This is a genomic window from Streptomyces sp. NPDC093225, from assembly GCF_044753805.1.
GTDB lineage: Bacteria > Actinomycetota > Actinomycetes > Streptomycetales > Streptomycetaceae > Streptomyces.
In genome coordinates, this window is sequence record NZ_JBIVNX010000021.1 from 53,391 (window position 1) to 78,040 (window position 24,650).

At 74.3% G+C, this 24,650-nt stretch carries 17 protein-coding genes; 13 read left to right on the forward strand and 4 right to left on the reverse strand.

Annotated features, from left to right (window positions below):
* Positions 1-186 precede the first annotated feature (186 nt).
* The 3 genes from ACIQCH_RS20445 to ACIQCH_RS20455 all read left to right on the forward strand — a co-directional run bounded on the left by ACIQCH_RS20445 (position 187) and on the right by ACIQCH_RS20455 (position 3,745).
* On the forward strand, positions 187-822 hold the full coding sequence (locus ACIQCH_RS20445) for a TetR/AcrR family transcriptional regulator (protein ID WP_402582716.1): 636 nt from the start codon (positions 187-189) through the stop codon (positions 820-822).
* Positions 819-1,250, forward strand: a complete 432-nt coding sequence (locus ACIQCH_RS20450) for a hypothetical protein (RefSeq protein WP_402582717.1) — start codon at positions 819-821, stop codon at positions 1,248-1,250. The genes ACIQCH_RS20445 and ACIQCH_RS20450 overlap by 4 nt, the downstream gene beginning before the upstream one ends.
* Before the next feature lie 830 nt (positions 1,251-2,080).
* The gene (locus tag ACIQCH_RS20455; protein WP_402582809.1) at positions 2,081-3,745 is read left to right on the forward strand and encodes an alpha/beta hydrolase; all 1,665 of its coding nucleotides are present in this window, start codon (positions 2,081-2,083) and stop codon (positions 3,743-3,745) included.
* Positions 3,746-3,950: 205 nt separating this feature from the next.
* On the opposite strand, the gene hemQ is transcribed toward ACIQCH_RS20455, so the two are convergent.
* Complete coding sequence (hemQ, locus tag ACIQCH_RS20460) at positions 3,951-4,664, reverse strand: hydrogen peroxide-dependent heme synthase (RefSeq protein WP_030202513.1); 714 nt, start codon at positions 4,662-4,664, stop codon at positions 3,951-3,953.
* Positions 4,665-4,733: 69 nt separating this feature from the next.
* On the reverse strand, positions 4,734-6,224 hold the full coding sequence (gene hemG, locus ACIQCH_RS20465; RefSeq protein WP_402582719.1) for a protoporphyrinogen oxidase: 1,491 nt from the start codon (positions 6,222-6,224) through the stop codon (positions 4,734-4,736).
* Positions 6,225-6,396: 172 nt separating this feature from the next.
* Here hemG and ACIQCH_RS20470 point away from each other — a divergent pair, with 172 nt between their 5' ends.
* The 3 genes from ACIQCH_RS20470 to ACIQCH_RS20480 all read left to right on the forward strand — a co-directional run bounded on the left by ACIQCH_RS20470 (position 6,397) and on the right by ACIQCH_RS20480 (position 12,541).
* Positions 6,397-7,539 carry a DUF4349 domain-containing protein gene (locus ACIQCH_RS20470; RefSeq protein ID WP_402582721.1) on the forward strand — a complete coding sequence of 381 codons (1,143 nt, stop codon included), beginning with the start codon at positions 6,397-6,399 and terminating at the stop codon, positions 7,537-7,539.
* Between the two features lie 61 nt (positions 7,540-7,600).
* Positions 7,601-8,983: an FAD-dependent oxidoreductase gene (locus ACIQCH_RS20475; protein ID WP_402582723.1), complete on the forward strand. Its 1,383-nt coding sequence runs from the start codon at positions 7,601-7,603 to the stop codon at positions 8,981-8,983.
* A gap of 78 nt (positions 8,984-9,061) precedes the next feature.
* A complete protein-coding gene (locus ACIQCH_RS20480) occupies positions 9,062-12,541 on the forward strand; it encodes an NACHT domain-containing protein (RefSeq protein ID WP_402582725.1) in 3,480 nt (1,159 codons plus the stop codon).
* A 39-nt stretch (positions 12,542-12,580) separates the two neighbouring features.
* On the opposite strand, the gene hemE is transcribed toward ACIQCH_RS20480, so the two are convergent.
* Complete coding sequence (gene hemE, locus ACIQCH_RS20485) at positions 12,581-13,645, reverse strand: uroporphyrinogen decarboxylase (RefSeq protein WP_402582727.1); 1,065 nt, start codon at positions 13,643-13,645, stop codon at positions 12,581-12,583.
* Between the two features lie 91 nt (positions 13,646-13,736).
* On the opposite strand from hemE, the gene ACIQCH_RS20490 reads away from it, so the two are divergent.
* From ACIQCH_RS20490 to ACIQCH_RS20500, 3 genes are all read left to right on the forward strand, one after another.
* Positions 13,737-14,396, forward strand: coding sequence for a DUF3000 domain-containing protein (locus ACIQCH_RS20490; protein WP_402582729.1), 660 nt, complete (start codon positions 13,737-13,739; stop codon positions 14,394-14,396).
* Positions 14,397-14,708: 312 nt separating this feature from the next.
* Entirely contained in the window at positions 14,709-15,371 is a 663-nt protein-coding gene (locus ACIQCH_RS20495) for a response regulator transcription factor (RefSeq protein ID WP_030202492.1), read from the forward strand.
* Positions 15,372-15,546: 175 nt separating this feature from the next.
* The gene (locus ACIQCH_RS20500) at positions 15,547-16,827 is read left to right on the forward strand and encodes an HRDC domain-containing protein (RefSeq protein ID WP_402582732.1); all 1,281 of its coding nucleotides are present in this window, start codon (positions 15,547-15,549) and stop codon (positions 16,825-16,827) included.
* Between the two features lie 29 nt (positions 16,828-16,856).
* Here ACIQCH_RS20500 and ACIQCH_RS20505 read toward each other — a convergent pair whose 3' ends face one another.
* Positions 16,857-18,032 (reverse strand): alpha/beta hydrolase, encoded by a 1,176-nt coding sequence (locus tag ACIQCH_RS20505; RefSeq protein ID WP_402582733.1) that lies wholly within the window; start codon positions 18,030-18,032, stop codon positions 16,857-16,859.
* Between the two features lie 335 nt (positions 18,033-18,367).
* Between ACIQCH_RS20505 and ACIQCH_RS20510 the strand changes: the two genes are divergently transcribed.
* From ACIQCH_RS20510 to ACIQCH_RS20525, 4 genes are all read left to right on the forward strand, one after another.
* Complete coding sequence (locus ACIQCH_RS20510) at positions 18,368-19,588, forward strand: thiolase family protein (RefSeq protein WP_402582735.1); 1,221 nt, start codon at positions 18,368-18,370, stop codon at positions 19,586-19,588.
* Complete coding sequence (locus tag ACIQCH_RS20515) at positions 19,585-21,723, forward strand: 3-hydroxyacyl-CoA dehydrogenase NAD-binding domain-containing protein (RefSeq protein WP_402582737.1); 2,139 nt, start codon at positions 19,585-19,587, stop codon at positions 21,721-21,723. The genes ACIQCH_RS20510 and ACIQCH_RS20515 overlap by 4 nt, the downstream gene beginning before the upstream one ends.
* Before the next feature lie 143 nt (positions 21,724-21,866).
* Positions 21,867-22,913: a signaling protein gene (locus tag ACIQCH_RS20520; protein ID WP_402582739.1), complete on the forward strand. Its 1,047-nt coding sequence runs from the start codon at positions 21,867-21,869 to the stop codon at positions 22,911-22,913.
* A gap of 133 nt (positions 22,914-23,046) precedes the next feature.
* Complete coding sequence (locus tag ACIQCH_RS20525; protein WP_402582741.1) at positions 23,047-24,648, forward strand: protein kinase; 1,602 nt, start codon at positions 23,047-23,049, stop codon at positions 24,646-24,648.
* Positions 24,649-24,650: the final 2 nt, after the last annotated feature.

Sequence of the window (24,650 nt, forward strand, 5' to 3'; positions counted from 1 at the left end):
TCCCGACTCCCGAGTGCCGACTGCCGATGCGTGGTCCACTGAGCTGTTCGTTCGAACGAACAGTAGGGAGGGGAGCGGGCCCCTGTCCAGGCACCGCAGGGAGGTCGGGACGCGCCGCCGGCGGGCCCGCAGGTGGCCAGGGCACGGGCGGCACGGGTCCCCGGGGTGATCGGGCAGAATGCCGCCATGTCCCCTGCCGCCGACACCCGCCAGAACATCATCGACGCCGTACTGCGGATCATCGGGCAGGACGGGATCGCCGCGTTGACCAACCGGCGCATCGCCAAGGAGGCCGGGGTCTCGCTGGGCTCCGTCACCTACCACTTCGCCACCCAGCACGAACTCCTGCGGGAGAGCCTGCTGCACTTCGTGGCCGAGGAGACGCGCCACTTCACGGCCCTGGCCGACGAGTGCTCCGACGACCGCTTCGACATCCGGCAGGCGGCCGAGGTGGTGGCCCGGGTCGCGGGGGTCGACGGCTTCGACAGCCGGCACATCGCCCCGTTCGAGCTGTACGTCCAGGCCGGCCGCGACGAGCGGCTGCGCGCCGCGGCGGCCGACTGCTTCGCGGCCTACGACCTGCTTGCGGCGCGCATCCTGGCCCACCTCGGCGTACCGGACCCCGAGCGGCTGGCCGGGGCCGCGGTCGCGCTGGTCTTCGGCCAGCAGCTGCGGCGGCTGGCCACCGGCGCCCCGGCGGAGGACCTCGTGGACGCCCTGCTGGTCCTGACCCGGCCCGCCACCACGCCCGGCTCCGGGGCCGGCACCGAAGCCACCGGGCGGCGCACGCCCGGGGACCGTCCGACGGAGGAGACGCAGTGAACAGACGCACGACCGTACGGGCCGCGGCCGCCCTCGCCCTCGCGGGGCTGCTCGCGGGCCCGGCGGCGCTGGCCGAGGCGGCGCCCGCGACCGCCCGCGCCGTGGCCGTGGCCCCGGGCCCCGCAGCTGCGGCCGGGGCGATAGCCGTGGCCGGGACGGCCGCCGCGACCACCCCCACCGCCGTCGGCCAGGAGGCGGCCGGCACGGTGCTGCTCGCCGACAAGCGCAAGCCGAACAAGGTCACGAAGAACCTCAAGGCCCTGAAGGACCGCAAGGGCAAGAAGAAGGGGAAGAAGAAGGGCAAGAAGGGCGGCTTCTTCAAGAAGCTCGGCATCGCCGCCCTCGTCGTGGGCGTGCTCGGCGTGGTGCTCCTCGCGGTGATCGTGTTCGCCCTGCTGCGGCTGTTCCGCCGCCGCAAGGCTGCGTAGCGCACAGGCTGCCGGAGCGCACGGCGCGGCGGGCCCGCCGAGGGGCGGGCCCACGACGCCGGGTCACGCACCCGGAGCCGCGGCCGTCAGAGTCCGACCTGCGGCGCGCCGTCCCGGACCTCGCGGGCGAGGCACGGCGCCGGTACGCCGACCGGGGGTAGCGCTGGGGGCGCCGGGCCGCGGTGGGGGCGAGCGGGGTCGCGAGGGTGCGGGTGGGGACGGGGTGGGGTGGCTTCGAGGGGGTTGCTTCAAGGGGTCGGGCGGGGTGTGCGGCCCGGTATGGGGTGGGCTCGCTTCGGGGGGTGGGTCGTGTGGTGTGTGGGTCCCCTCGGTGCTTGACCCGGCAGGGCCTGCAGGCCCTGCGGCAGGCCCACCCCTGGGGCAAGGGGGCTCCGCCCCTGGCCTACGGCCACCCCAGGCCCGGGCCTGCCTCCGGACCAGCCTGCCCTACCGCCTCAAGCACCTCCCCCACACACCACGGGACCCACCAGGCACTGCCAAGGATGCGGTGGCCGGGGCTGCGGGCCCACGCGCCACGGGACCCACCAGGCACCGCCAAGGATGCGGTGGCCGGGGTCTGCCCCCCACACCACGGGAGTCACGGGCACCGGATCCGGTGACGGGGGCTGCCACGGACGGCGATGGCTTCCGCGGCCGGCGCTGACGCTTCGTCAACCGGTGCGCTGACCCAACGGGGGCCATCCGGTCCGACATCCGTGCCGCCTCCTTTACTTCGGCCGCTCCTCCACGAAGCATCCCTTTATCCGATTTACGGATGTTGTGGATGATCTGGACCAGTGGGATGTGAAGGGGCCGCCGCCATGCGGGACATGCGGGAACTCGTCCGATACGGAGTGACCGCCACGGTCCTCGCCCTGAGCCTGTGTGCGCCCGCCCCGGGGCCCGCCGCGGCCGCAGCCGGCAGTGGGGCTGCCGGGCCGGTCGCTGGTGCTGCCGTGCCCGGCGCCTTCGCCGGCACCCCCGAGCAGCGGGGCGCGGCCCTGGCCGCCAAGCGCGCGGCCACCGCCGGGCTGGCCTTCCGGGCCTGTCCGCGCGTCGAGCAGTTGCCGCCGACGGTGCAGTGCGCGCTGCTGCGCGTTCCCCTGGATTACGCGCGGCCCGACGGCAGGCAGATCTCCCTGACCGTCAGTCGGGCGCGGGCCACCGGCGAGCGCTCCCGCCGTCAGGGTTCCCTCGTGTACAACCCGGGCGGCCCGGGCGCCTCCGGCATGTACTTCCCCGTCGTCGGCATGCTGCCCGAGTGGGATCCGGTCACCGCGGTGTACGACCTGGTCGGCTACGCCCCGCGCGGGGTCGGCCGCTCGGCCCCGCTGTCCTGCCAGGACCCGAAGCAGTTCGGCCACGCGCCCACGCAGACCCCGCGCGCGCCCGGGGCGGCGTACAAGCGGCAGCGGATCGCGGCCGCGCGGGCGTACTCGCGCGGCTGCGCGCGCTCGGCCGGCGCGGCGCTGCCGTACTACAACTCGCTCAACAACGTCCGGGACCTGGACGTCCTGCGGGCCGCCCTGGGCGACCGGAAGCTGACCTTCATGGGCGCCTCGTACGGCACGTACTTCGGCGCGCTGTACGCCACGCTCTACCCCTCGTACGTGCGCCGGATGGTCTTCGACTCCGTCGTCAACCCCGATCCGCGCGGCATCTGGTACCGCAACAACCTCGACCAGTCCCTGGCGTTCGAGGGCCGCTGGCGGGACTTCCGGACCTGGGCGGCCCGCCACGACGACGTCTACCACCTGGGCAGGACACCGGAGGCGGTGCTGGCCTCGTACGAGAAGGTCCGCGCGGCCGTCGCGAAGCACCCGGCCGGCGGGACGGTCGGCACCGGCGAGCTCCAGGCCGCGTTCCTCAAGACCGCCTACTACGACGACTACTGGGCCCCGCGGGCGGGCGCGCTGAGCGCGTACCTGGCCGGCGACGAGTGGGCGCTGGCCGCGCAGGCCGGACCCGACACGGCCTCGGCGGTCGAGGAGGAGAACGCGACGGCGGTGTACACGGCGGTGTTGTGCAACGACGCGGCCTGGCCCGGCGACTGGGCCGTCTGGGACCGGGACAACACGGCGCTGGCGCGCCGGGCCCCGTTCGAGACGTGGGACAACGTCTGGACGAACCTGCCGTGCGCGTACTGGCCGGCGAAGCGGCAGCAGAAGATCGACGTCCGGGTGCTGCCGAGGGCGCTGCCCCCCACCCTGGTCGTGGCGGCGGAGCGGGACGCGGCCACCCCGTACGCGGGGGCCCTGGAGCTGCACCGGCGGCTGACCGGCTCGGCGCTGGTGACGGAGCGCGGGGCCGGCTCGCACGGGCTGGTCGGCGGCCGGAACGCGTGCGTGGACCGGCACGTGCGGGAGTACCTGCTGAAGGGTGCCCTGCCGGCCGGGCGGCGGGCCGACTGCGCGCCGCATCCGGAACCCGCACCGGTGTCGCTGGACGACCGGGCGGCAGCACCCCGTACGGGCATGCTGCCGCCGGCCGTCTGAACTTCCGGGGCGGGTCCGGCTGCGTCGTTTCGGGGGCGGACCCCCGAGGTGCGGACCGGAGTGCGGCTGGCCTCAGGTCCGTGACCGGAGTGCGCAGGCCCTCCGGTCCTTCACCGGAGTGCGGCTGGCCTCCGGCGTGGTGCCGGAGGCGGTCCACCTCCGACCACCGGGGGCCCTGGCCCCCGGTCCATCCCCCCTGGGGAGGTCAGGCGAGTCCGGCGACCAGGTCGGCGACGGACTTGCGGCGTCCGGTGAAGAAGGGCACCTCTTCACGGACGTGCATACGGGCTTCGGAAGCGCGCAGGTGGCGCATGAGGTCGACGATGCGGTACAGCTCGTCGGCCTCGAAGGCCAGCAGCCACTCGTAGTCGCCCAGCGAGAACGAGGCGACGGTGTTGGCGCGGACGTCCGGGTAGCCGCGGGCCATCTTGCCGTGGTCGGCGAGCATGCGGCGACGGTCCTCGTCCGGCAGCAGGTACCAGTCGTACGAGCGCACGAACGGGTAGACGCTGACGTAGTCGCGGGCCACCTCGTCGGCCAGGAAGGCCGGGATGTGCGACTTGTTGAACTCCGCGGGGCGGTGCAGCGCCATGTTCGACCACACCGGCTCCAGGGCGCGGCCCAGCTTGGTGCGGCGGAACAGGTTGTAGGCGCCCTGCAGCTCGTCCGCGGTCTCGGCGTGCCACCAGATCATGACGTCGGCGTCGGCGCGCAGGCCGGAGACGTCGTAGGTCCCCCGGACGGTGATGTCCTTCGCGGCGAGCTGGTCGAACAGCTCCTGCACCTCTTCGGCGAAGCCGGAGCGGTCCTCGGGGAGCACGTCCTTGAGCTTGAAGACGGACCACAGCGTGTAGCGAATGACCTCGTTGAGGTCCTTGGCCTTCTTCCCCGCGTTGGGGATCTTCTCTGGTGCAGTCATGCGCCTATTGTCCCGTGTCCGAATCAGTGCTCCGCGCCAGGGTGCCCCTGAGCTGCGGGAGGGGCCGTTTCAGGGCTGCCGCGGAGCAGCGGGGCGGTCGGCCAGGCGCTCCGTGACGGTCCGTGCGGCGGCCTCGGCACTGGCGATGCAGGCGGGGATCCCCACCCCGTCGTACGGCGCTCCGCACACCGCCAGACCGGGCAGCGCGGCCACCGCCGCGCGGATCCGGGCCACCCGGGCGAGGTGGCCGACGGGGTACTGGGGGAGGCCGCCGTCCCAGCGCGTCACGGTGGCCGCCACGGGCCGGGCGGCCAGGCCCACCGCCGCGCGGAGGTCGGCGAGGGAGGCCTCGACCAGTTCGCCGTCCTCGCGCTTGAGGTCTCCCTCGTCGCCGTACCGGCCCACGGAGGTGCGCAGCGCGAACAGCTCGGGGTCGGCCTGGCCGGACCAGCCCCACTTGTTGCCGGAGAACGTGGACGCCTTGATCGTGCGGCCGTCCGCGTGCGGGACGAGGAAGCCGCTGCCGGCCAGGTCGGCGGGCAGGTCCGCGCGCCGCAGGACCATGGTGACCAGGGCCATGGAGGCGTACTCGACCTCGCGCAGCTCGGCCGCGGCGGCCGGGGCCTGGTCGGCCAGCAGCCGGGCGGCCGGGCCAGCGGGGGTGGCGAGGACCACGGCGTCGGCGTCGAGGACCTCGGCGCCCGCCGGGGCGGCGGCGGTGACCCGCCAGCCGCCGGCGGCCGTCCGGGCCAGTCCGGTGGCCGCGGTGCCGGTCAGGACGCGGGCGCCGGCCGCGCGCACGGCGTCGGCCACGGCCAGCGGGAGCCGGCCGATGCCGCCCGCGATGCCCTGGAAGACCGGTCCGGTGGCGGCGGCGCCGATGACGCTGGTGCGGGCGGCCGCGGCGGCATCGCCCTGGGCGGCCCGTACGGCCGCGCCGAGCGTGCCGTGGGTGCGGGCGGCCGCGTAGAGGGCGGGGACGGCGGCGCGCAGCGAGATGCGGTAGGCGTCGCCCGCGTACACGCCGCCGAGCAGCGGTTCGACGAGCCGGTCCACCAGCTCGTGGCCGACCCGGGCGGCGACGTACGCGCCGACGGCGATGTCCTCGCCGACCTCGGTCGGGGGCAGCTCGGCGTCCTGGGCGACCCGGCGCAGGCCCTCGGCGGAGAGGATCCCGGCCTCGCGCAGCACCTCGGTGTCGGCGGTGACGCCCATGACGCTGCCGCGCGGCAGCGGCCGCAGCGCGCCGCGGGTCCACAGGGCGGCACTGGCGGTGGCGGGCGGCTGGAGGGCGTCGCCGAGGCCGACCTCACGGGCCAGGCCGACGGCCTCGGGGCGGCGGGCGAGCAGGGACTCGGCGCCCAGGTCGACGGGGACGCCGGCGAGTTCCCCGGCGTGCAGCTTGCCGCCGAGCCGGTCGGAGGCCTCCAGCAGCGTCACCCGTGCGCCGGTGCCGACCAGCCGGTGCGCGGCGGCGAGTCCGGCGATGCCGCCGCCGATGACGACGACGTGCGCGGCGCCGTTCCCGTCCGTGCTCGTACCCGTGTCCGCTTCGTGCATGGGCCCATCGTCTCATCCGCCGCTCGGGGCCCGGTTCCCGTACCGAGGCCGTTCCGTGACCGGTTCGGAACGGGCGGGACGCAACCCGGGCCGTCCGCCGGTACGTCGAACCGGCGACGACGTGATCCGGACACCACGGTCCGGACGGCACACGAACCTTGGGGGTGGCCCGATGCGGGCAGTCCGTACGGGAGGACGACGTACCGGCACGGCGGTGGCGGCCCTGTCCCTGGCAGGGGCCCTGGCGCTGACCGGGTGCGCGGCGAACGACTCCGCGGCCGGCTCGGCCAAGGACGGGTACGCGGGACGGCAGGGCGCCGAGAACGCCGCCCCGGCGCCGGGCGGGGCGGGCGCCTCGGGGTCGTCGGGGGCCTCGGGGTCGTCCGGGGCGTCCGGGTCCTCGGGCGGCTCCTCGGGGTCCTCCGACAAGGGCGCCAGGGCCCCCGCCGTGCGGGCCCGGATCATCCGTACCGCGCGGGTGTCGATCGAGGTCAAGGACGTCCAGCGGGCACTGGCCGCGGCCCGGGCGGCGGCGGTGGACGCGGGCGGCTACGTGGGCAACGAGTCCACGCGCCGCGAGGATTACGGCAAGGAGGGCGGGCCGCCGCGCGGGGCGATCTTCTCCGACGTCACGCTCCGGGTGCCGGTCGACCGCTTCGACGCGGTACTGGCCTCCCTGGAGGGCGGCGGCCGGCTGCTGAACCGCAAGGTCGACGCGCAGGACGTCACGCAGCAGGTGGTGGACGTCGAGAGCCGGGTCAAGTCGCAGCAGGCGAGCGTGGCGCGGGTGCGGGAGATGATGGACCGGGCCTCGCAGCTGAGCGACGTCGTCATGCTGGAGGGCGAGCTGAGCCGCCGTCAGGCGGAGCTGGAGTCCCTGCTGGCGCAGCGGGACGCGCTCAAGGACCAGACCTCGCTGGCCACCATCACGCTGACGCTCTCGCAGCCCGGTTCCGAGTCGCCCGCGCCGGAGCGGGACGACGAGCCGGGCTTCACCGACGCGCTGGCCGGCGGCTGGGCGGCCTTCACCGCGGTGGTGCGGTGGATCGTGCTGGTGCTGGGCGCCGTACTGCCGTTCCTGCTCACCGCGGCGCTGATCGCGGCCGTGGCGGTGGGCGTACGGCGCGTGCGGCGCGGCCGGGTCGGCGGCGGGCCTGACGCGGGGTCCGGAGACGCCGGGCCCGACGCGCCGTCCGGGCCGACGGGCACGGCGGGCACGGCGGGTCCGACGACGCCGAAGTCCGTTCCCGAGCCCCGGGCCGGCGACCGCGCCGACATTCCGGAGCCCCGCTCCCCCGAGCCGCCGCGCGACTGAACGCCCTTGCGGACGTAGCGTGTTCCCGGACGGGACACGGACGGGCGGAAGGAGCGGCGCGATGGCGGCGGAACGGCTGGTGGTCGTCGGGGGCGACGCGGCGGGGATGTCCGCCGCGTCGCAGGCCCGCCGGCTCAGGGGGCCCGGGGACCTGGAGATCGTGGCCTTCGAGCGGTCGCACTTCACCTCGTACTCCGCGTGCGGGATCCCGTACTGGATCGGCGGCCAGGTGCCCGAGCGGGACGCGCTGGTCGCCCGTACCCCCAAGGAGCACCGGGACCGCGGCATCGACCTGCGCATGCGGACCGAGGTCACCGAGCTGGACCTGGCCGGCGGGCGGGTGCGGTCACGGGACCTGGAGGACGGGCACGAGGAGTGGACCGGCTTCGACAAGCTGGTGCTGGCCACCGGCGCCCGCCCGGTCCGCCCCCGGCTGCCGGGGCTCTCGGCGGCCGGGGTGCACGGGGTGCAGACCCTCGACGACGGGCAGTCGCTGCTGCGGACGCTGGACCGTACGGAGGGCCGCCGCGCGGTCGTCGTCGGCGCCGGGTACATCGGCGTGGAGATGGCCGAGGCGCTGGTGAACCGGGGCTACGACGTCACGGTGCTGCACCGGGGACCCCAGCCCATGGCCACCCTCGACCCGGACATGGGCGGGCTGGTGCACACGGCGATGAACGCCATGGGCATCCGCACGGTGGCCGGCGCCGAGGTCACCGGCGTGCTGACCGACGCCGACGGCCGGGCCCGGGCGGTGACCACCGCGGCGGGCGAGGAGTACCCGGCGGACGTGGTGGTCCTCGGCATCGGCGTCGAACCGCGCACCGCCCTGGCCCGCGCGGCGGGCCTGCCGCTGGGCGAGTCGGGCGGGCTGCTCACGGACCTGTCGATGCGGGTGCGCGGGTACGGGAACGTGTGGGCGGGCGGGGACTGCGTGGAGGTCCTGGACCTGGTCTCCGGCCGGCACCGGCACATCCCGCTCGGCACCCACGCCAACAAGCACGGCCAGGTCATCGGCTCGGGCGTGGGCGGCGGCTACGCCACCTTCCCGGGCGTGGTCGGCACCGCGGTCAGCAAGGTCTGCGACCTGGAGATCGCCCGCACCGGGCTGCGGGAGAAGGACGCGCTCGCGGTGGGGCTGCGCTTCGTGACCGCCACCATCAGCTCCACCACCACCGCCGGCTACTACCCGGGGGCCACCGACATGACGGTCAAGATGCTGGCCGAGCGGCGCACCGGCCGCCTCCTCGGCGTCCAGATCGTCGGCGGCGCCGGCTCCGCCAAGCGCGTGGACATCGCCGCGGTGGCCCTGACGGCCGGCATGACGGTCGACCAGGTCGTCTCCCTCGACCTCGGCTACGCCCCGCCCTTCTCCCCCGTCTGGGACCCGATCCTGGTCGCCGCCCGCAAGGCCGTCCACGCGGTCCGCTCCGCGGGGGTGTGAGCCGGCCGCGGGTGCGGGAAGACAGCCTCGTACGCGTGGGGTGGGGTGCGGACGAGGGGGTGGGCGAGGGTGCGGCGGGTGATCCGGATCCTGGGCAGTGCGGCGCTGACGGTCGCGGTCGGCGTGGCGGTGAACCAGATCCTCAACGACGGGGAGCTCAGCGGGCCGTGGCTGTACGTCTCGCTGGCGGTGGCGGTCCTGGCGTTCCTCTACTCGGAGGGGCCGACCGCCGCCGCCCGGGCCGGCGGAGGCGCACGCGGCGGCCGCCGGGTCTACCTGCGGCAGCTGCGGGCGAGCGTGCGGGACATGGAGACGGTGGGGATCGCCACGCACGGCGAATTCGTGCTGCGCATGCACCAGGTGTACGTGGACGTCAGCCTGGCCCCGGGGACGGTGCAGGGGACCGCCGCGGCTCCGTACCTGGGAACGGTGCCAGACGAGGAAGCAGCGGCCGCGGGCAGGCGCCGCAGCCTCGCTTCGGTCCTCCAGGACGCCGAGGACGCGGACGCCACACGGATCCTGGCGGTGATCGGCGGCCCCGGGTCGGGCAAGACCACCCTGGCCCGCAGCACGGCGCTCGCGCTGTGCGAACACGGCCGGCGGCCGTGGGCTCGGCGGCTGCCGGTGCTGCTCTACCTGCGGGACCACGCCGCGGCGCTGCTGGCCGACGAGCCGCCGTCCCTGGCGGAGGTCGCCGTCTCCGCCGGCTGGCTCGAGGGGAAGGTGTCCGCCGGCTGGCTGGCCCGCAGACTCGACGCCGGCCGGTGCCTGGTGCTGCTGGACGGCCTGGACGAGGTCGCCGACCCGGCCGACCGAAGCCGAGTGGTGGCCTGGGTGGTGCGGCAGACGCAGAGCCACCCCCACAACGTCTACGTGGTGACCTCGCGTCCGCACGGCTACCACTCCAACCCGCTGCCGCGGGCGGAGGTGCTGCAGGTGCGGCGCTTCACCGGCGAGCAGATCTCCCGCTACCTGCACCAGTGGCACTACGCGATGGAGACCCGTGCCCGGGCGCTGACCCGGCGCGAGGCGACCGCTGCCACCGACGGCCCGCTGGCCCGCCTGCGGACCAGGGCCGACACCGACCGCCGTGTACGAGCGGCCGCGGACCGCAGCGCGCGGGACCTGCTGGCCCGCCTCAGGGCCCAGTCGGCGCTGTACGACCTGGCCTCCAACCCGCTGCTGCTGACGATGATCTCCAACGTGCACCGCTACGGCGGCCAGCTTCCCGGCAGCCGGGCCGAGCTGTACGAGGAGATGTGCGAGGTCCTGCTGCACCGCCGCTACGAGGTGCGCGGCCTGCGCGACGCCACCGGCCTGACCGGTCCGCACAAGCAGCACGTCGTCCAGCACCTCGCCCTGGCCATGATGCGGGCCCGGGTCCGGGACTGGCCCGCGGCCGACGCCGCCCGGGCGATCCGCCGCCCATTGCGCCAGGTCCCCGGCACCGTCACCCCGGAAGTGTTCCTCGAGGAGGCCCGCAAGAGCGGCCTGCTGGTCGAACGCGACCACGGCCTGTACGGCTTCGCCCACCTGACCCTCCAGGAGTACCTCGCGGCCGCCCTGCTCAGCACCCCCCGCGCCGAAACCGGCCTGCTGACCGCGAACACCGACGACCCGTGGTGGCGCGAGACCCTCCTCCTCTGGGCCGCCGGCAACGACGCCACCGACGTCATCACCACCTGCCTGGACTCCGGCACGGTCCCGGCCCTGGCCCTGGCCGCCGACTGCGCCGACCAGGCCAGGACGGTCGACCCCGCCGCCCGCGACCGCCTCGAGGCCCAGCTGGCCCCGCCCGCCCCCGACCAGCCCTACGACCCCGCCCGGGAGCGCCTTCTGGCCGGCATCCAGGCCACCCGCCTCCTGCGCGAGACCATTCCGGTGGACGGCTCCGCGGCCCTGTGCGCGCGTCCCGTCTCGCGCGACCTGTACGCCTACTTCGCCGCCGACGAGGAAGCGGCAGGGCGCCACCGGCCCCGCCTCCCGGACCCTGCCGACGGAGAGCCCGGTGCTCCGCCCGCCGGCACGGCGGCCGTGGGCATGCACGCCGGAGACACCGAGCGCTTCGTCGACTGGCTCAACACGGTGACGGGAAACGCCGTCCACCGGCTGCCGCGGCCGGGGGAACTGCCCTCACCGACGGCGCTGACGGGGTCCGGAGAGCTGACCGACCCGGCGGCGGAGACGGCCGCGCTCCTGAACCGGCACACGGTCTGGGTCGGCGACCGCGGCCGGCCGGCCCTGTACCAGCCACCGGACGTCCCCTGGCCCTATGTCTCCGACACGGCGACGCTCCTACTCACTCCCGCAGCCGATCGCCGGGTGGCGACACGCCACCTGGGACTCCTGATCAGACCGCCCCGCCAGGGCACCCTGATCGAGGGGTGGGTCAGGGTGCTGCGTACCGCCCTCGCCCGCGCGGGCGAGCTGCCCGGCGACCCCGCCCACGCGCAGCTGGCGTCACTGCTCCCCTTGGCCGTCGCGCACTCCGTGGGCCGGGCCCGCGACCGCTGCGGCGAGCTGGCGGGCGACCCCGCTCTCCGTTACGTCGAGGACATCATCGCGGCGCTCGTCCCCGACCGCTCGGGCGACCCGGTCCGTGTTCTCACTCGTGCCGCTGAACTCGCCGCCGACCGTAGTCGCGCCGTCACCCGCTCCATCCACACTGGTCACGACGTCACCCGCATCTTCGCCCTCGAACGAGCCGGACGCGTCATCGGCGGCCTCTCCGAAGACCTCGCCCGCGCGGCCTCCCTGGGCCGGGTGCTCGGCCCAACTCTCGGACGCGGCGTCCTCGACGTCACTTCCGCCCGGACGCACGAGGAGACCCTGGCGTCCGCTCTCGACCGGGTGCTCTCCGACTCCCGTGAGGAGCTGCTTCCGGCCCTGGAGCCCGACCTGCCGCTGCACCTCGCTCGCGCCCAGTCCCTGACCGAGGAGCTGGGACTCGCAGCGGACCCCGGCTCCGAACTCGGCGGCGCCCTCGACGCCGTCATCGACCTCGCTCTCGGCGCCCACGGCCACACCCTGGAGCTCGCCGTGACGGGTTGCCGCCTGCTCTCGGCCTCGCTGGAACCACCAGTCGGTGCAGAGGAGCCCGACCTGCGCGAGGCCTTCGACACCTGGCTGATGGCCGTCGCGAACGCACGCCCTGCGCAGTCGTCCCGCGCTCCAGAGGATCCGGTCGCGACGCTGCGCCGGGCGCAGGACCTGCTCGACACCGTCACGCCGCCGCCGGAGTCGTCCGACCTGGTCCGGCATGCGGTGGACCGCGTCCTACGACTCGTCACGGCGATCCGCGACCGGGAGACGCCCGACGCCCCCCTGGCCTTCGCCTGCGCCCGCTTCGCGCTGCTCGCCGCCGTGGCGGACCTGCACCGAGCGGGTCACACGGACCACGAGGTGAGCGGCCTGCTGCGCCGGACCTGGCAGAGTCTGATCGCGCACGACCAGTCCACCTCGGACGGCCGGGTCCCTCGGAACCAGATCCTCCTGATCGTCCGCGACGAGGACGCCGTCCCCCGCCCGAACGCGGACGTCCGCCCCGCCGGGGCGTGACCCTTGCGGAGCGGACGTGGCGGAAGCAGAAGGGCGCGGTCAGCGCTGCGTCTTGGTGTGGACGTAGTCCACCAGGCGCGTCAGGGCGTCCGGGTCGGTGGTGGGCAGGACGCCGTGGCCCAGGTTGAAGACGTGGCCCTCGAGGCCGGACGCGGCGGCGAGGACCTCGTCGGTCTTGGCGCGCACCGCCTCGGGCGTGGAGAAGAGGACGGCCGGGTCCAGGTTGCCCTGGAGGGCCTTGCCGGGGCCGACGCGGCGGGCGGCCTCGTCCAGCGAGACCCGGTAGTCGACGCCCACGACGTCCGCGCCGGCCTCGCCCATCAGGCCCAGGAGCTCGCCGGTGCCCACGCCGAAGTGGATCCGCGGGACGCCGTACGAGGCGACGGACTCCAGGACCTTCGCCGAGGCCGGCATCACCGAGCGGCGGTAGTCGGCCGGGGCCAGGGCGCCGACCCAGGAGTCGAAGAGCTGGACCGCGGAGGCGCCGGCCTCGATCTGCACCTTCAGGAAGGCGGAGGTGATCTCGGCGAGGCGGTCGACGAGGTCGGCCCAGAGCTGCGGGTCCCCGTACATGAGCGCCTTGGTGTGCTCGTGGTTGCGGGACGGGCCGCCCTCGACGAGGTAGCTCGCGAGGGTGAAGGGAGCGCCGGCGAAGCCGATCAACGGCGTGCTGCCGAGTTCACCCGTGAGCATGCCGATCGCCTCGGTGACGTACGGGACGTCGTCCGGGGTGAGGTCGCGCAGCTGTGCGAGGTCGGCGCGGGTGCGGATCGGCTGGGCGACGACCGGGCCGACACCGGGCTTGATGTCGAGGTCGATGCCGATGGCCTTCAGCGGGACGACGATGTCGCTGAAGAAGATCGCCGCGTCGACCTTGTGGCGGCGGACCGGCTGCAGCGTGATCTCGGTGACGAGGTCGGGGCGCATGCAGGACTCGAGCATCGCGGTGCCCTCGCGGACCTGGCGGTACTCCGGGAGCGAGCGGCCGGCCTGGCGCATGAACCACACGGGGGTGTGCGGCACGGGTTCGCGTCGGCACGCCTTGAGGAAGGCGGAATCGTACGTCTGGCTCGGCTGGCCCGCGGGCCTGTCAATGGCGCTCACGGTCCAAATCTTCGCACGTATGAAGAAGTGGCCGCCCCGGGGCGGGTGTCCTTGCGCTGAACGGGCCCGCTCTCCGCCTAGTCTTCCCCGCATGGCTGCGGCTCAGGGACGATTTTCAGATGGCGCGGAGGGAGCCGGCGGCATGGGCGGCGCGACGGAGGGCTCGGTTCCGCTCCCGTTCCGGCGGGCGGTCGACGGCTTGCGCAGGGCGCGTCTGCGCCCCGGGATCGAGATCGACCCGGCCCGGCCGCCGCAGCGGCTCGCCCCGCACGCGTACGCCCTGGAGGCGGCGGTCGTGGAGGGCGAGGACGACCTGGCCGACGGGCGGCTGATCCTGCTGCACGACCCGGTCGGGCACGAGGCCTGGCACGGCACCTTCCGCCTGGTGACCCTGGTCCGGGCGGAGCTGGAGCCGGAGATGGCGGCGGACCCGCTGTTGCCGGAGGTGTGCTGGTCCTGGCTGACCGGCGCGCTGGACGCCCGCGGGCTGACGTACGGGGAGGCGGGCGGGACCGTGACCCGGGCCAGCTCGCACTACTTCGGCGGGCTGGCGGAGCGCCGGCCGGCGACGCAGATCGAGATCCGGGCGTCGTGGACGCCGCGCGAGGGCGTGGGCGGCGTGCCGGACACGGCGGCCCACCTGTCGGCGTGGTGCGAACTGCTGTGCCAGGTGGCGGGGCTGCCGCCGGCGGGGCCCGCGGACACGGCCGTGGTGTCCCTACCGCAGCGGCGCGGTCCGCACCACCCGTAGGGGTACACCTCGGGTCGGCCGCACGTCGTACGCGGCCACCCGTAACGGTGCGCGCCGGACCACCCGTAGCGGTGACCGCGAACCCGAGCGAAATACCCATGAAGCGTCAAATCGGCGCACCCGCTGCGGCCTTCTGATCGCCCGGTGATCGATCGCTCGTCCGAATTGCCCGAATTGTTACTCACCAAATCGTGATCATTCCCTAAAGCCGGGCGGGTGACGTGCCGAAGGAGGAACCAGTGACCATCCGCACGGTTCGCACCGGCTTCTTCCCCGAGCCGGCGCCGTCCCGCCACTCCCCCAGGAGGCCTGGTGTCCGTTCTTCTCGAGCAGCCCGCAAGCCTGGTCGCCTACCGTCCGAACAAGCCGACGGCCATGGTCGTCGTGGCCGACCCGCGCGTCCGCTCCACCGTGACCCGTCACCTGTGGGCCCTCGGAGTACGTGACGTCATCGAGGCCTCGTCGATCGCCGAGGCCCGCCCCCGGGTCGGCAGCCCGCGCGACATCTGCGTGGCCGACGTCCACCTCCCCGACGGCTCCGGTCTCACCCTGCTCTCCGAGACCCGCGCCGCGGGCTGGCCGAACGGCCTGGCCCTGTCCGCCGCCGACGACATCGGCGCTGTGCGCAACGCCCTCGCCGGCGGCGTGAAGGGCTACGTCGTCACCGGTACGCGCACCAACATCGGGCTGCCCACCCGGCCCGGGGCCGCCCCCATCGGCTCCGCCGCAGCCCGGATGCACCGCCGCCCCCCGGGTGCCCCGAGCCACCCGGGCGGCTACCGCGAGCTCTCCGGCCGCGAGGTCGAGGTGCTGCGCCTGGTCGCCGAGGGCCAGTCCAACAAGGCCATCGGCGTCTCGATGGGGCTGTCCGCCCTGACCGTCAAGTCCCACCTCGCCCGCATCGCCCGCAAGCTGGGCACCGGCGACCGCGCCGGCATGGTCGCGGTGGCCCTGCGGACCGGGATCATCCACTGACGGCGGGGGCCGTCATACGGCGGCCGGGACCTCCCGCGGCGGGGGTCCGCACCGTTGCGCACCGACCCTCCGGCACGGCCCCGCCAATGCCGTACCAACGCCGTACGAACAGCACGCGCCCGTCGACGGAACGTTCCGGCGACGGGCGCGTCGTCTGCCCGGATACCCTTGACGGGTGACCGACGCCCAAGAGACCGCAGCAGCGGCACTGCGCACCACCACCGGGGGCGGCCCCCCGGACGACGGAGTCTCCTCCGACGGGCTGCCGATTCCCTTGTTGGAGCCACGCGAGGGGATCCCCCCGGTCGTGGCGGACGAAGCGGGCCTGGCCCAGGTGATCGCGGCCTTCGCCGCCGGCACCGGACCGGTCGCCGTCGACGCCGAGCGCGCCTCCGGCTACCGCTACGGCCAGCGCGCGTACCTCGTGCAGCTGCGCCGCGAGGGGGCCGGCTCCGCGCTGATCGACCCGGTCGGCTGCCCCGACCTGTCCGGGCTGGGCGAGGTGCTCGCCGGGACCGAGTGGATCCTGCACGCCGCCACCCAGGACCTGCCCTGCCTGCGCGAGATAGGCATGCTGCCCACCACCCTGTTCGACACGGAGCTCGCCGGCCGGCTGGCCGGGTTCCCCCGCGTCGGACTCGGCGCGATGGTCGAGAGCGTGCTCGGCTACGCGCTGGAGAAGGGGCACTCCGCCGTCGACTGGTCCACCCGGCCGCTGCCCGAGCCGTGGCTGCGGTACGCCGCGCTCGACGTCGAGCTGCTGGTGGACCTGCGCGACGCGCTGGAGAAGGAGCTGGACCGGCAGGGCAAGCTGGAGTGGGCCCACCAGGAGTTCGACGCCATCGCCGCCGCCCCGCCCGCACCGCCCCGCAAGGACCCGTGGCGGCGGACCTCCGGGATGCACAAGGTGCGCCGCCGCCGGCAGATGGCGGTGGTGCGGGAGCTGTGGACCACCCGTGACCGCATCGCCCAGCGGCGCGACGTCTCCCCGGGCAAGGTGCTCGGGGACGCCGCCATCGTCGAGGCGGCGCTCGCCCTCCCCGTGAACGTCCACGCGCTGTCCGCGCTGCCCGGGTACGGGCAGCGGATGGGCCGGCGCCAGCTGGAGCAGTGGATGGCGGCCGTCGACCGGGCCAAGGCCCTGCCGGACTCGGAGCTCCCGCAGCCCGGGCAGACCCCGAGCGGCCCGCCGCCGCCGCGCTCGTGGGCGGAGAAGGACCCGGAGGCCGCGGCCCGGCTGTCCGCGGCCCGGGCCGCCGTGTCGGCGCTCGCGGAGCAGCTCAAGCTGCCCCAGGAGAACCTGATCACTCCCGACACCGTGCGCCGGCTGTGCTGGGAGCCGCCGCAGCGGGTGGCCGCCGACACGGTGGCCGAGGCGCTCACCGGCTACGGTGCCCGCCCGTGGCAGGTCGAGCAGGTGACCCCGGTTCTGGTCACGGCCCTGACCACGGCCTGAGCGCGGCAGCGTCTCGCCCCGTCCGCCCGCTACACGGGCCAGGGCGAGACGCTGCCGCCCTTGTCCACGTACCAGCTGCCGCTGGTGCGCCCGAACACGGCGTTCTGCTTCAGCCACTGGTGCGACATCTTGTGCAGCGTGGTGCGCTGGGCCTCCCAGGGCCACTGGTGGCTGGCGCACGCCACCTTGAACAGCAGCTTGTCCGGGCCCGCGACGGCCTTGTAGAGCTCGATGACCGACAGGCCGTTGGTGGTCACGGTCTTGTCGAGCTCGCCGACGACGAGGCACACGGGGACCGATCCTCCGAGCACCCCGTGCAGGGGCGCGGTCTTCTTGTTCCAGCCCCACCAGAAGGTATTGCGCTGGCGGCTCAGCCCTTCCGGCTTGCCGTCGGGCAGCACCTTGCCCCAGTCGCGACCCTTGTCGTCGCTGTCCATCATCACCTGCCAGACGAGGTCGACCGCGTGCGGGTCCTGCTGGTCGGGACAGGTCGGGTCCGTCTCGTTGTCCCAGGCCTTCTGCACCCCGTCCTTCGTCCCGAGGCTCATCGGGTAGCCCCACTGGGCCGCCGGGGTGGACAGGGGCAGCGGGGACGGGGCGCCGAAGTCCGTTCCGGGAGCGCTGTTCGGGCCGTCCGGCTTGAAGACCGGTCCCTGGAGCATGAGGCTGCGCACGTTGTCCGGGTACTGGATCGAGTACGGCCCCAGGGCCATGGCGGCGGCGGAGTTGCCGATCATGTCCACGGCGTCCACGCCGTGGCGGTTCTTGATGAACTCGACGACGGTGTGGACCTCGTCCCAGTCGCTCTGCGAGTTGCCCAGCTGGTGCGGGTACTGCACCGCGCAGTCCGCGGTCAGCGGCAGGTTGGGGGTCAGCGCGCGGACGTGGTGGGCCGGGTTGGCGTTGCACGGGGTGTGCATCTCGGGGCGGGGTGAGCGGCCCATGCCCTGGAGGTCCATGAGGAAGACGTCGTAGCCGGTCTTCGCCAGCTCCTGCGCCCAGCTGCGGTCGCCGGCGCCGGTGTCGTAGATCGCCAGGACCGGGATGGTCCGCCCGTGCAGCATCAGCACGCAGCGGCGCTTGTGCGGCGGGGTGCCGGCCGGCGTTCCGTCGTGCTCGCGCACGAACAGGTTCACCCACTGGTCCTTGTTGGCGGGGACGGACGACCTGTGCTGCACGGGGTGGTCGGTGGTCTGGACGGGCATGCTGGCTCCTTCGCTGCGGCTCGGGGCCGGCGGGCTCCGGCCCTCCGGCACACGATCCGCCCGGCGCGCCCCGGACCGCGGTGACCGGCAGGTCCCGGCCGGTCGATCCGACCCCTTCGGGGCGCTCCGCCCGGCCGATCGGGCGGGCGCGCGCCGGGGGCGCGCGGGGGTCGCGGGACGGGGCGGGGGTGTGACCTTCGCCGCTCCGGGGGCAGGGACTGTGCACATTGGTTACCCGCAAGTAGCATGGCGGGGTGAGCGCTCGCTCAGCCGCGTCGGCTGAGGGCGTGCGTTCCCGCGCAGCAGTGCCATCCCGCACCTGGAGGAGAGCCAACGTGCCTCGTACCGTCAGGGACGTCGTCTTCGTCGACGGCGTCCGCACCCCGTTCGGCAAGGCGGGCCCGAAGGGCATCTACCACGAGACCCGCGCCGACGACCTCGTCGTGAAGGCGATCCGGGAGCTGCTGCGCCGCAACCCCGGCCTCGACCCCAAGAAGATCGACGAGGTCGCCATCGCCGCGACCACGCAGATCGGTGACCAGGGCCTGACCCTGGGCCGCACCGCGGGCATCCTCGCGGGCCTGCCGCAGTCCGTCCCGGGCTACTCCATCGACCGCATGTGCGCCGGTGCGCTCACCGCCGTGACCGCGGTCGCGGGCGGCGTGGCCTTCGGTGCGTACGACGTCGCCGTCGCCGGTGGTGTCGAGCACATGGGCCGCCACCCCATGGGCGAGGGCGTCGACCCGAACCCGCGCTTCGTGTCGGAGAAGCTCGTCGACGAGTCGGCCCTGTTCATGGGCATGACCGCGGAGAACCTGCACGACCGCTACCCGACCATCACCAAGCAGCGCGCCGACGAGTACGCCGTGCGCTCGCAGGAGAAGGCCGCCAAGGCGTACGCCGACGGCAAGATCCAGCAGGACCTGGTCCCGATCTCGGTGCGCCGCACCAACGCCGAGGCCGGCGAGACCGGCTGGGGCCTGGTGACCTCCGACGAGCCGATGCGCCCGGGCACCACCCTGGAGTCGCTGGCGAACCTCAAGACGCCGTTCCGCGTGCACGGCCGCGTCACCGCGGGCAACGCCGCCGGTCTGAACGACGGCGCCACCGCCTCGCTGATCGCCTCCGAGGACTTCGCCCGGGAGAACGACCTCCCGGTCAAGATGCGCCTGGTCTCCTACGCCTTCGCCGGCGTCGAGCCCGAGGTCATGGGCTACGGCCCGATCCCGGCCACCGAGAAGGCCCTGGCCCAGGCCGGCCTGTCGATCTCCGACATCGGCCTGTTCGAGGTCAACGAGGCCTTCGCCGTGCAGGTGCTGGCCTTCCTGGAGCACTACGGCATCGCCGACGACGACGCCCGCGTGAACCAGTACGGCGGCGCGATCGCGTTCGGCCACCCGCTCGCCTCCTCCGGCGTCCGCCTGATGACGCAGCTGGCCCGCCAGTTCGAGGAGCAGCCGCACGTCCGCTACGGCCTGACCACCATGTGCGTCGGCTTCGGCATGGGCGCGACGGTCATCTGGGAGAACCCGCACTTCGAGGGAGACGACAAGTGAGCACCACCGCTGAGCTCCTGAAGGGCGCGGCCGAGCTGTTCCCGGACGAGGTCGTCACCCAGGCGCACGTCCGCCACCTCGACCTGCCGTACGGCGCCGGGCGCTTCGCGCTCATCACGCTGGACAACGGCTTCGACCACACCAAGCCGACCACCTTCGGCCCGCAGTCGCTGGCGAACCTGAACGCCGCCGTCGACCAGGTCGAGAAGGAGGCCGCCGAGGGCGCGATCACCGGCGTCGGCCTGACCGGCAAGCCGTTCATCTTCGCGGTCGGCGCCGACCTCAAGGGCGTCGAGCTGCTGAAGGCGCACGACGAGGCGCTGGCCATCGGCAAGGGCGGCCACGACGTCTTCAAGCGTCTGGCGGGCCTGGCCGTGCCGACCTTCGCGTACTACAACGGCGCGGCCATGGGCGGCGGCGTCGAGGTCGGTCTGCACTGCACCTACCGCACCGTCTCCAAGGCGCTGCCGGCGTTCTCCCTCCCCGAGGTCTTCCTGGGCCTGGTCCCGGGCTGGGGCGGCTGCGCGATCCTGCCGAACCTGATCGGCGCGGAGAAGGCGATCTCGGTGATCATCGAGAACTCGCTGAACCAGAACAAGCAGCTGGGGGGCAAGCAGGTCTTCGAGCTCGGCATCGCCGACGCGCTGTTCGAGGGCGCCGACTTCCTGGAGCAGTCCCTGCTGTGGACCGCCAAGGTCCTCACCGGTGACGTCACCGTCGAGCGCCCCGAGGTCGACCGCGGCGAGGCCTGGGACCAGGCCGTCGCCAAGGGCCGGGCCATCGCCGACTCCAAGGTGCACGGTGCGGCCCCGGCCGCGTACCGCGCCCTGGAGATCATCGAGGCGGCCAAGGACGGCGACCTGCAGAAGGGCTTCGACGCCGAGGACCAGGCCCTGGCCGACCTCATCATGGGCGGCGAGCTGCGCTCCGGCATCTACGCCTTCAACCTGGTGCAGAAGCGCGCCAAGCGCCCGGCCGGTGCCCCGGACAAGTCGCTGGCCCGCCCGGTCACCAAGGTCGGCGTCGTCGGCGCCGGTCTGATGGCCTCCCAGCTGGCGCTGCTCTTCCTGCGCCGCCTGGAGGTGCCGGTGGTCCTCACCGACATCGACCAGGAGCGCGTCGACAAGGGCGTGGGCTACGTCCACGCCGAGATCGAGAAGCTGCTCGGCAAGGGCCGCATCAACCAGGACAAGGCCAACCGCCTCAAGGCCCTGGTCACCGGCGTCCTGGACAAGGCCGAGGGCTTCGCGGACGCGGACTTCATCATCGAGGCCGTGTTCGAGGAGATGTCGGTCAAGCAGAAGGTGTTCGCGGAGGTCGAGGCGGTCGCCCCGGCGCACGCGATCCTCGCCACCAACACCTCCTCGCTGTCGGTGTCGGAGATGGCCTCCAAGCTCCAGCACCCGGAGCGCGTGGTCGGCTTCCACTTCTTCAACCCGGTCGCGATCCTGCCGCTGCTGGAGATCGTCCGCGGCGAGCGGACCGACGACGCCTCGCTGGCCACGGCCTTCGGCGTCGCCAAGAAGCTGAAGAAGACCGCGGTCCTCACCAAGGACGCCCCGGCGTTCGTCGTGAACCGCATCCTGACCCGCTTCATGGGCGAGATCCAGAACGTCATCGACGAGGGCACCCCGGTCGTCACCGCCGAGAAGGCGATCGAGCCGCTCGGCCTGCCGATGTCGCCGCTGGTCCTGCTGGAGCTGGTCGGCCCGGCCATCGGCCTGCACGTCTCCGAGACCCTCAACCGCGCCTTCCCGGAGCGGTTCACGGTCTCCCCCAACCTGAAGGCGGTCGTCGAGGCCGGCAAGCGCGGCTTCTACGTCTACAAGGCGGAGAACGGCTTCAAGCCGGAGCTGGACCCCGAGGTCGCCGCCCTCCTCAAGCAGGGCGACACCGTCCTGACGGAGGAGCAGGTCCGCGACCGCGTCCTGGACGCCGTCGCCCAGGAGATCGGCCTGATGCTGGAGGAGGGTGTCGTGGCCGAGGCCCAGGACATCGACCTCTGCCTCATCACCGGCGCCGGCTGGCCCTTCCACCTGGGCGGCATCACGCCGTACCTGGACCGTGAGGGCGTCTCGGAGCGCGTCAACGGCAAGAAGTTCCTGGCCCCGGGCCTGGCGAGCGTCCCCGCGTAAGCCCCCGGTCCCCCTGGGACGAAGATCACCGGCTGCCCGCCCGTGGAACCGACCACGGGCGGGCAGCCGTCTTTTCCTATGATCGACTGCACGACGCAAGACCGCCGCGGGCGCACGCCACGCGGACGGGGAGGGGACGCACCGTGGCCGCGACGAAGCCGAAGCGCCTGTCCCGGCGCACCCTGCTGCTGACCGGAGGCTCCGCCGCGGTCGCCCTCTCCGGCGGCCTGCTCGCCGGCCGGAGCCTGCTCGGCGGCGCCGACCCGGCCCCCTCCACCGTGGTGGGCGCCTTCGACGCGGCCGCCACCCGCGAGGTGGTGGCCCCCACCGCGCTCGCCAACACCACCGTCGCCCAGTCGTTCGCGTTCGACTCCGAGCGCGGCGACCTGTACGCCGTCCAGATCGTCCAGGGCGGCCTGCGGCTCGCGGACGAGCCGGACCGGGTCCCGGCCGACGAACGCGGCCTGCTCGGCGACCTGTGCGTCACGCGGATCCCCGCGGACCGTACGGCACCCACGTCGATGTACCTGCGCGGCTTCGGCCACGGCGTCTCGATGGGCGTCCAGCCCACCCGGTCCGGGGCCTTGCTGTGGGTCGAGTCGGACGCCGATCCGAAGACCGGGTACGGGCGGGCCGTGACGCGGGTGGCGTTCCGGGCCGGCACGACCCTGGACAGCGGCCACCCCTCGGTGCGCCACCACCGGCCCGTCCCCGGCTCGTTCGCGAACCAGCCGGTGTACGACGCGGTGACCCGACGGCTGATGGTCGCGTACCGGACCGGGAGCGGCACCGGCGCGCAGTGGTACGCCGTGTACCGGGCGGACGACTTCGCCGCCGGGCGGTACGACGAGCTGTACGCCGTCCGGGCGGCCGGCCGCACCTCGGACGAGACCTTCCAGGGCTGCGCGCTGTACGGCGACCACGTCTACCAGCTGACCGGCAACGAGTACACGGACGCCGACGGGGACAACCCGGCGGCCTCGGGCGGCAACGCCCTGCTCTCGGCGGTGGACCTGCGCACCGGCAAGGTGGCCGGCCGGGCCCCCGTGACGGCGGCCGCGGACCTGCCGTACCGGGAGCCGGAGGGCCTGGCGGTCCTGGTGACGGACCGTCCCCGGCTGTGCGTCGGCTTCGCCACCGGGGCCGCCGGCGGCCGCCGCTTCACCGTCCACTCCTTCGCCCCGCTGTAAGCGACCCGCCGGCCCGCCGGCCCGCGCGGTTCCCGGTGGGCGACCGTCCGGCCGGCCCCGCGTATGGCGGCGGCCGGCACCGCTGGGTAGTCTCCCGCCCGAGTGTGTCGGGGCGTGGTGGGGGGACGGGTTCGTGCAGGTGGGCGAGGCCCTGGAGGCGGGCGATCCGCGTCGGGCGGGGCGGTACGAGATCGTGGCTCGGCTCGGCGCGGGCGGCATGGGACGGGTGTACCTGGGACGGTCCCCCGGCGGCCGGGCCATGGCGATCAAGGTCGTGCGTCCGGACCTGGCGGACGACGAGCAGTTCCGACGCCGGTTCGCGCGGGAGGTGGCGGCCGCCCGCCGGGTGAACGGCGTGTTCACGGCGGCCGTGGTGGACGCCGATCCGGAGGCCAGACCCCCGTGGCTGGCGACCGCGTACGTACCCGGCGTGTCCCTGGACAAGGCGGTGGCCCTGCACGGCCCGTGGGCGCTCGCTCCGGTGCTCGCGCTGGGCGCAGGACTGGCGGAGGCGCTGGAGGCGATCCACGCGGCCGGGGTGGTGCACCGGGACCTCAAGCCGGCGAACGTGATGCTGTCGGCGGACGGTCCGCGCGTGATCGACTTCGGGATCTCGGTCGCCGGCGACGCCAGCGCGCTGACCGGCACCGGACTCACCTTCGGGACCCCCGGTTTCATGGCGCCCGAGCAGGTGCGGGGGCAGCAGGCGGGGCCGGCCTGCGACGTGTTCTCGCTCGGCGCGGTGCTGGCGTGGACCGCGACGGGGAGGTCGCCCTTCGGGTCCGGGACGCCGCTCGCGGTGAACTTCCGCGCCGTGTACGAGGAACCCGACCTCTCGGCCCTGCCCGCCGGGCTGCACGCCCTGGTGCGGGACTGCCTGGCCAAGGACCCCGACCGGCGGCCCGGGGTGGCGGAGGTGCTGGAGCGGGTCACGGCCGCGCTCGGCCACCGGCCGGCCGAGCTCACCCTCCCCGAGCGGTGGTTGCCCGCCCCGGTGGCCGGCGCCGTCCGCACGTCCACGGCGCGGGCCCGTACGGAGACCGGCCTCGCGGAGCCCGCGCCGTCCTCCGGGTCCGCGTCCGGGTCCGAGTCCGCGTCCGGGGCCGGGTCCGGGTCCACGCCCGGGTCCGCGCCCGGGTCCGGGCCCGGGTCCGGGCCGGATCCCGAGCCCCGTACCCTCCCCCGCCCGGACGGGGGTACGGGCGGGGGTACGGGCGCGGCGACCTCTCCGTGGCTGCGGCGGTCCGTCCTCGGGTTCAGCGCACTGGTCTCGGTCGCGGCCCTGGTCGTCTCGGCCGTCGTCTACGCGAACGGGCAGCGGGAGGACCGGAACGGCGGCGCGGCGGGCGGGTCCGGGCCGGCGTCCCCCGCGTCCTCGGCCCCCGCCTCCGCCTCTTCCTCCCCGTCGCCCTCGCCCGAGCCGGAGCCGGCCACGGTACGGGTGGTCACCTTCAAGGACGGCCCCATCCGCAGCAGCCCGTCCCGGAACTCCGCACAGCTGGGCACCCTGAGGGCCGGCCACCACGAGGTGTTCTGCCGCGCCCAGGGCGCGACGGTGACCGAGAACGGCGTCTACAACTCGTGGTGGCTGTGGACCGCGGTGGGCGACACCGACCGGAAGGGCTGGGTGTCCGCCTACTACCTCAACGGCGACGACCGCGCCGAGGCCGCCGACGGCTCGAACGTCCCCGACTGCGGCGAGGTCGCGCCGCGCGGCGCCGCCGACGGCCACTGACC

Coding starts and splice junctions, on each gene's coding strand:
- ACIQCH_RS20445 (WP_402582716.1), top strand. CDS start 187: ATGTCCCCTGCCGCCGACACCCGCCAGAACATCATCGACGCCGTACTG.
- ACIQCH_RS20455 (WP_402582809.1), top strand. CDS start 2,081: ATGCGGGAACTCGTCCGATACGGAGTGACCGCCACGGTCCTCGCCCTG.
- hemQ (WP_030202513.1), bottom strand. CDS start 4,664: ATGACTGCACCAGAGAAGATCCCCAACGCGGGGAAGAAGGCCAAGGAC.
- hemG (WP_402582719.1), bottom strand. CDS start 6,224: ATGCACGAAGCGGACACGGGTACGAGCACGGACGGGAACGGCGCCGCG.
- ACIQCH_RS20470 (WP_402582721.1), top strand. CDS start 6,397: ATGCGGGCAGTCCGTACGGGAGGACGACGTACCGGCACGGCGGTGGCG.
- ACIQCH_RS20475 (WP_402582723.1), top strand. CDS start 7,601: ATGGCGGCGGAACGGCTGGTGGTCGTCGGGGGCGACGCGGCGGGGATG.
- ACIQCH_RS20490 (WP_402582729.1), top strand. CDS start 13,737: ATGGCTGCGGCTCAGGGACGATTTTCAGATGGCGCGGAGGGAGCCGGC.
- ACIQCH_RS20505 (WP_402582733.1), bottom strand. CDS start 18,032: ATGCCCGTCCAGACCACCGACCACCCCGTGCAGCACAGGTCGTCCGTC.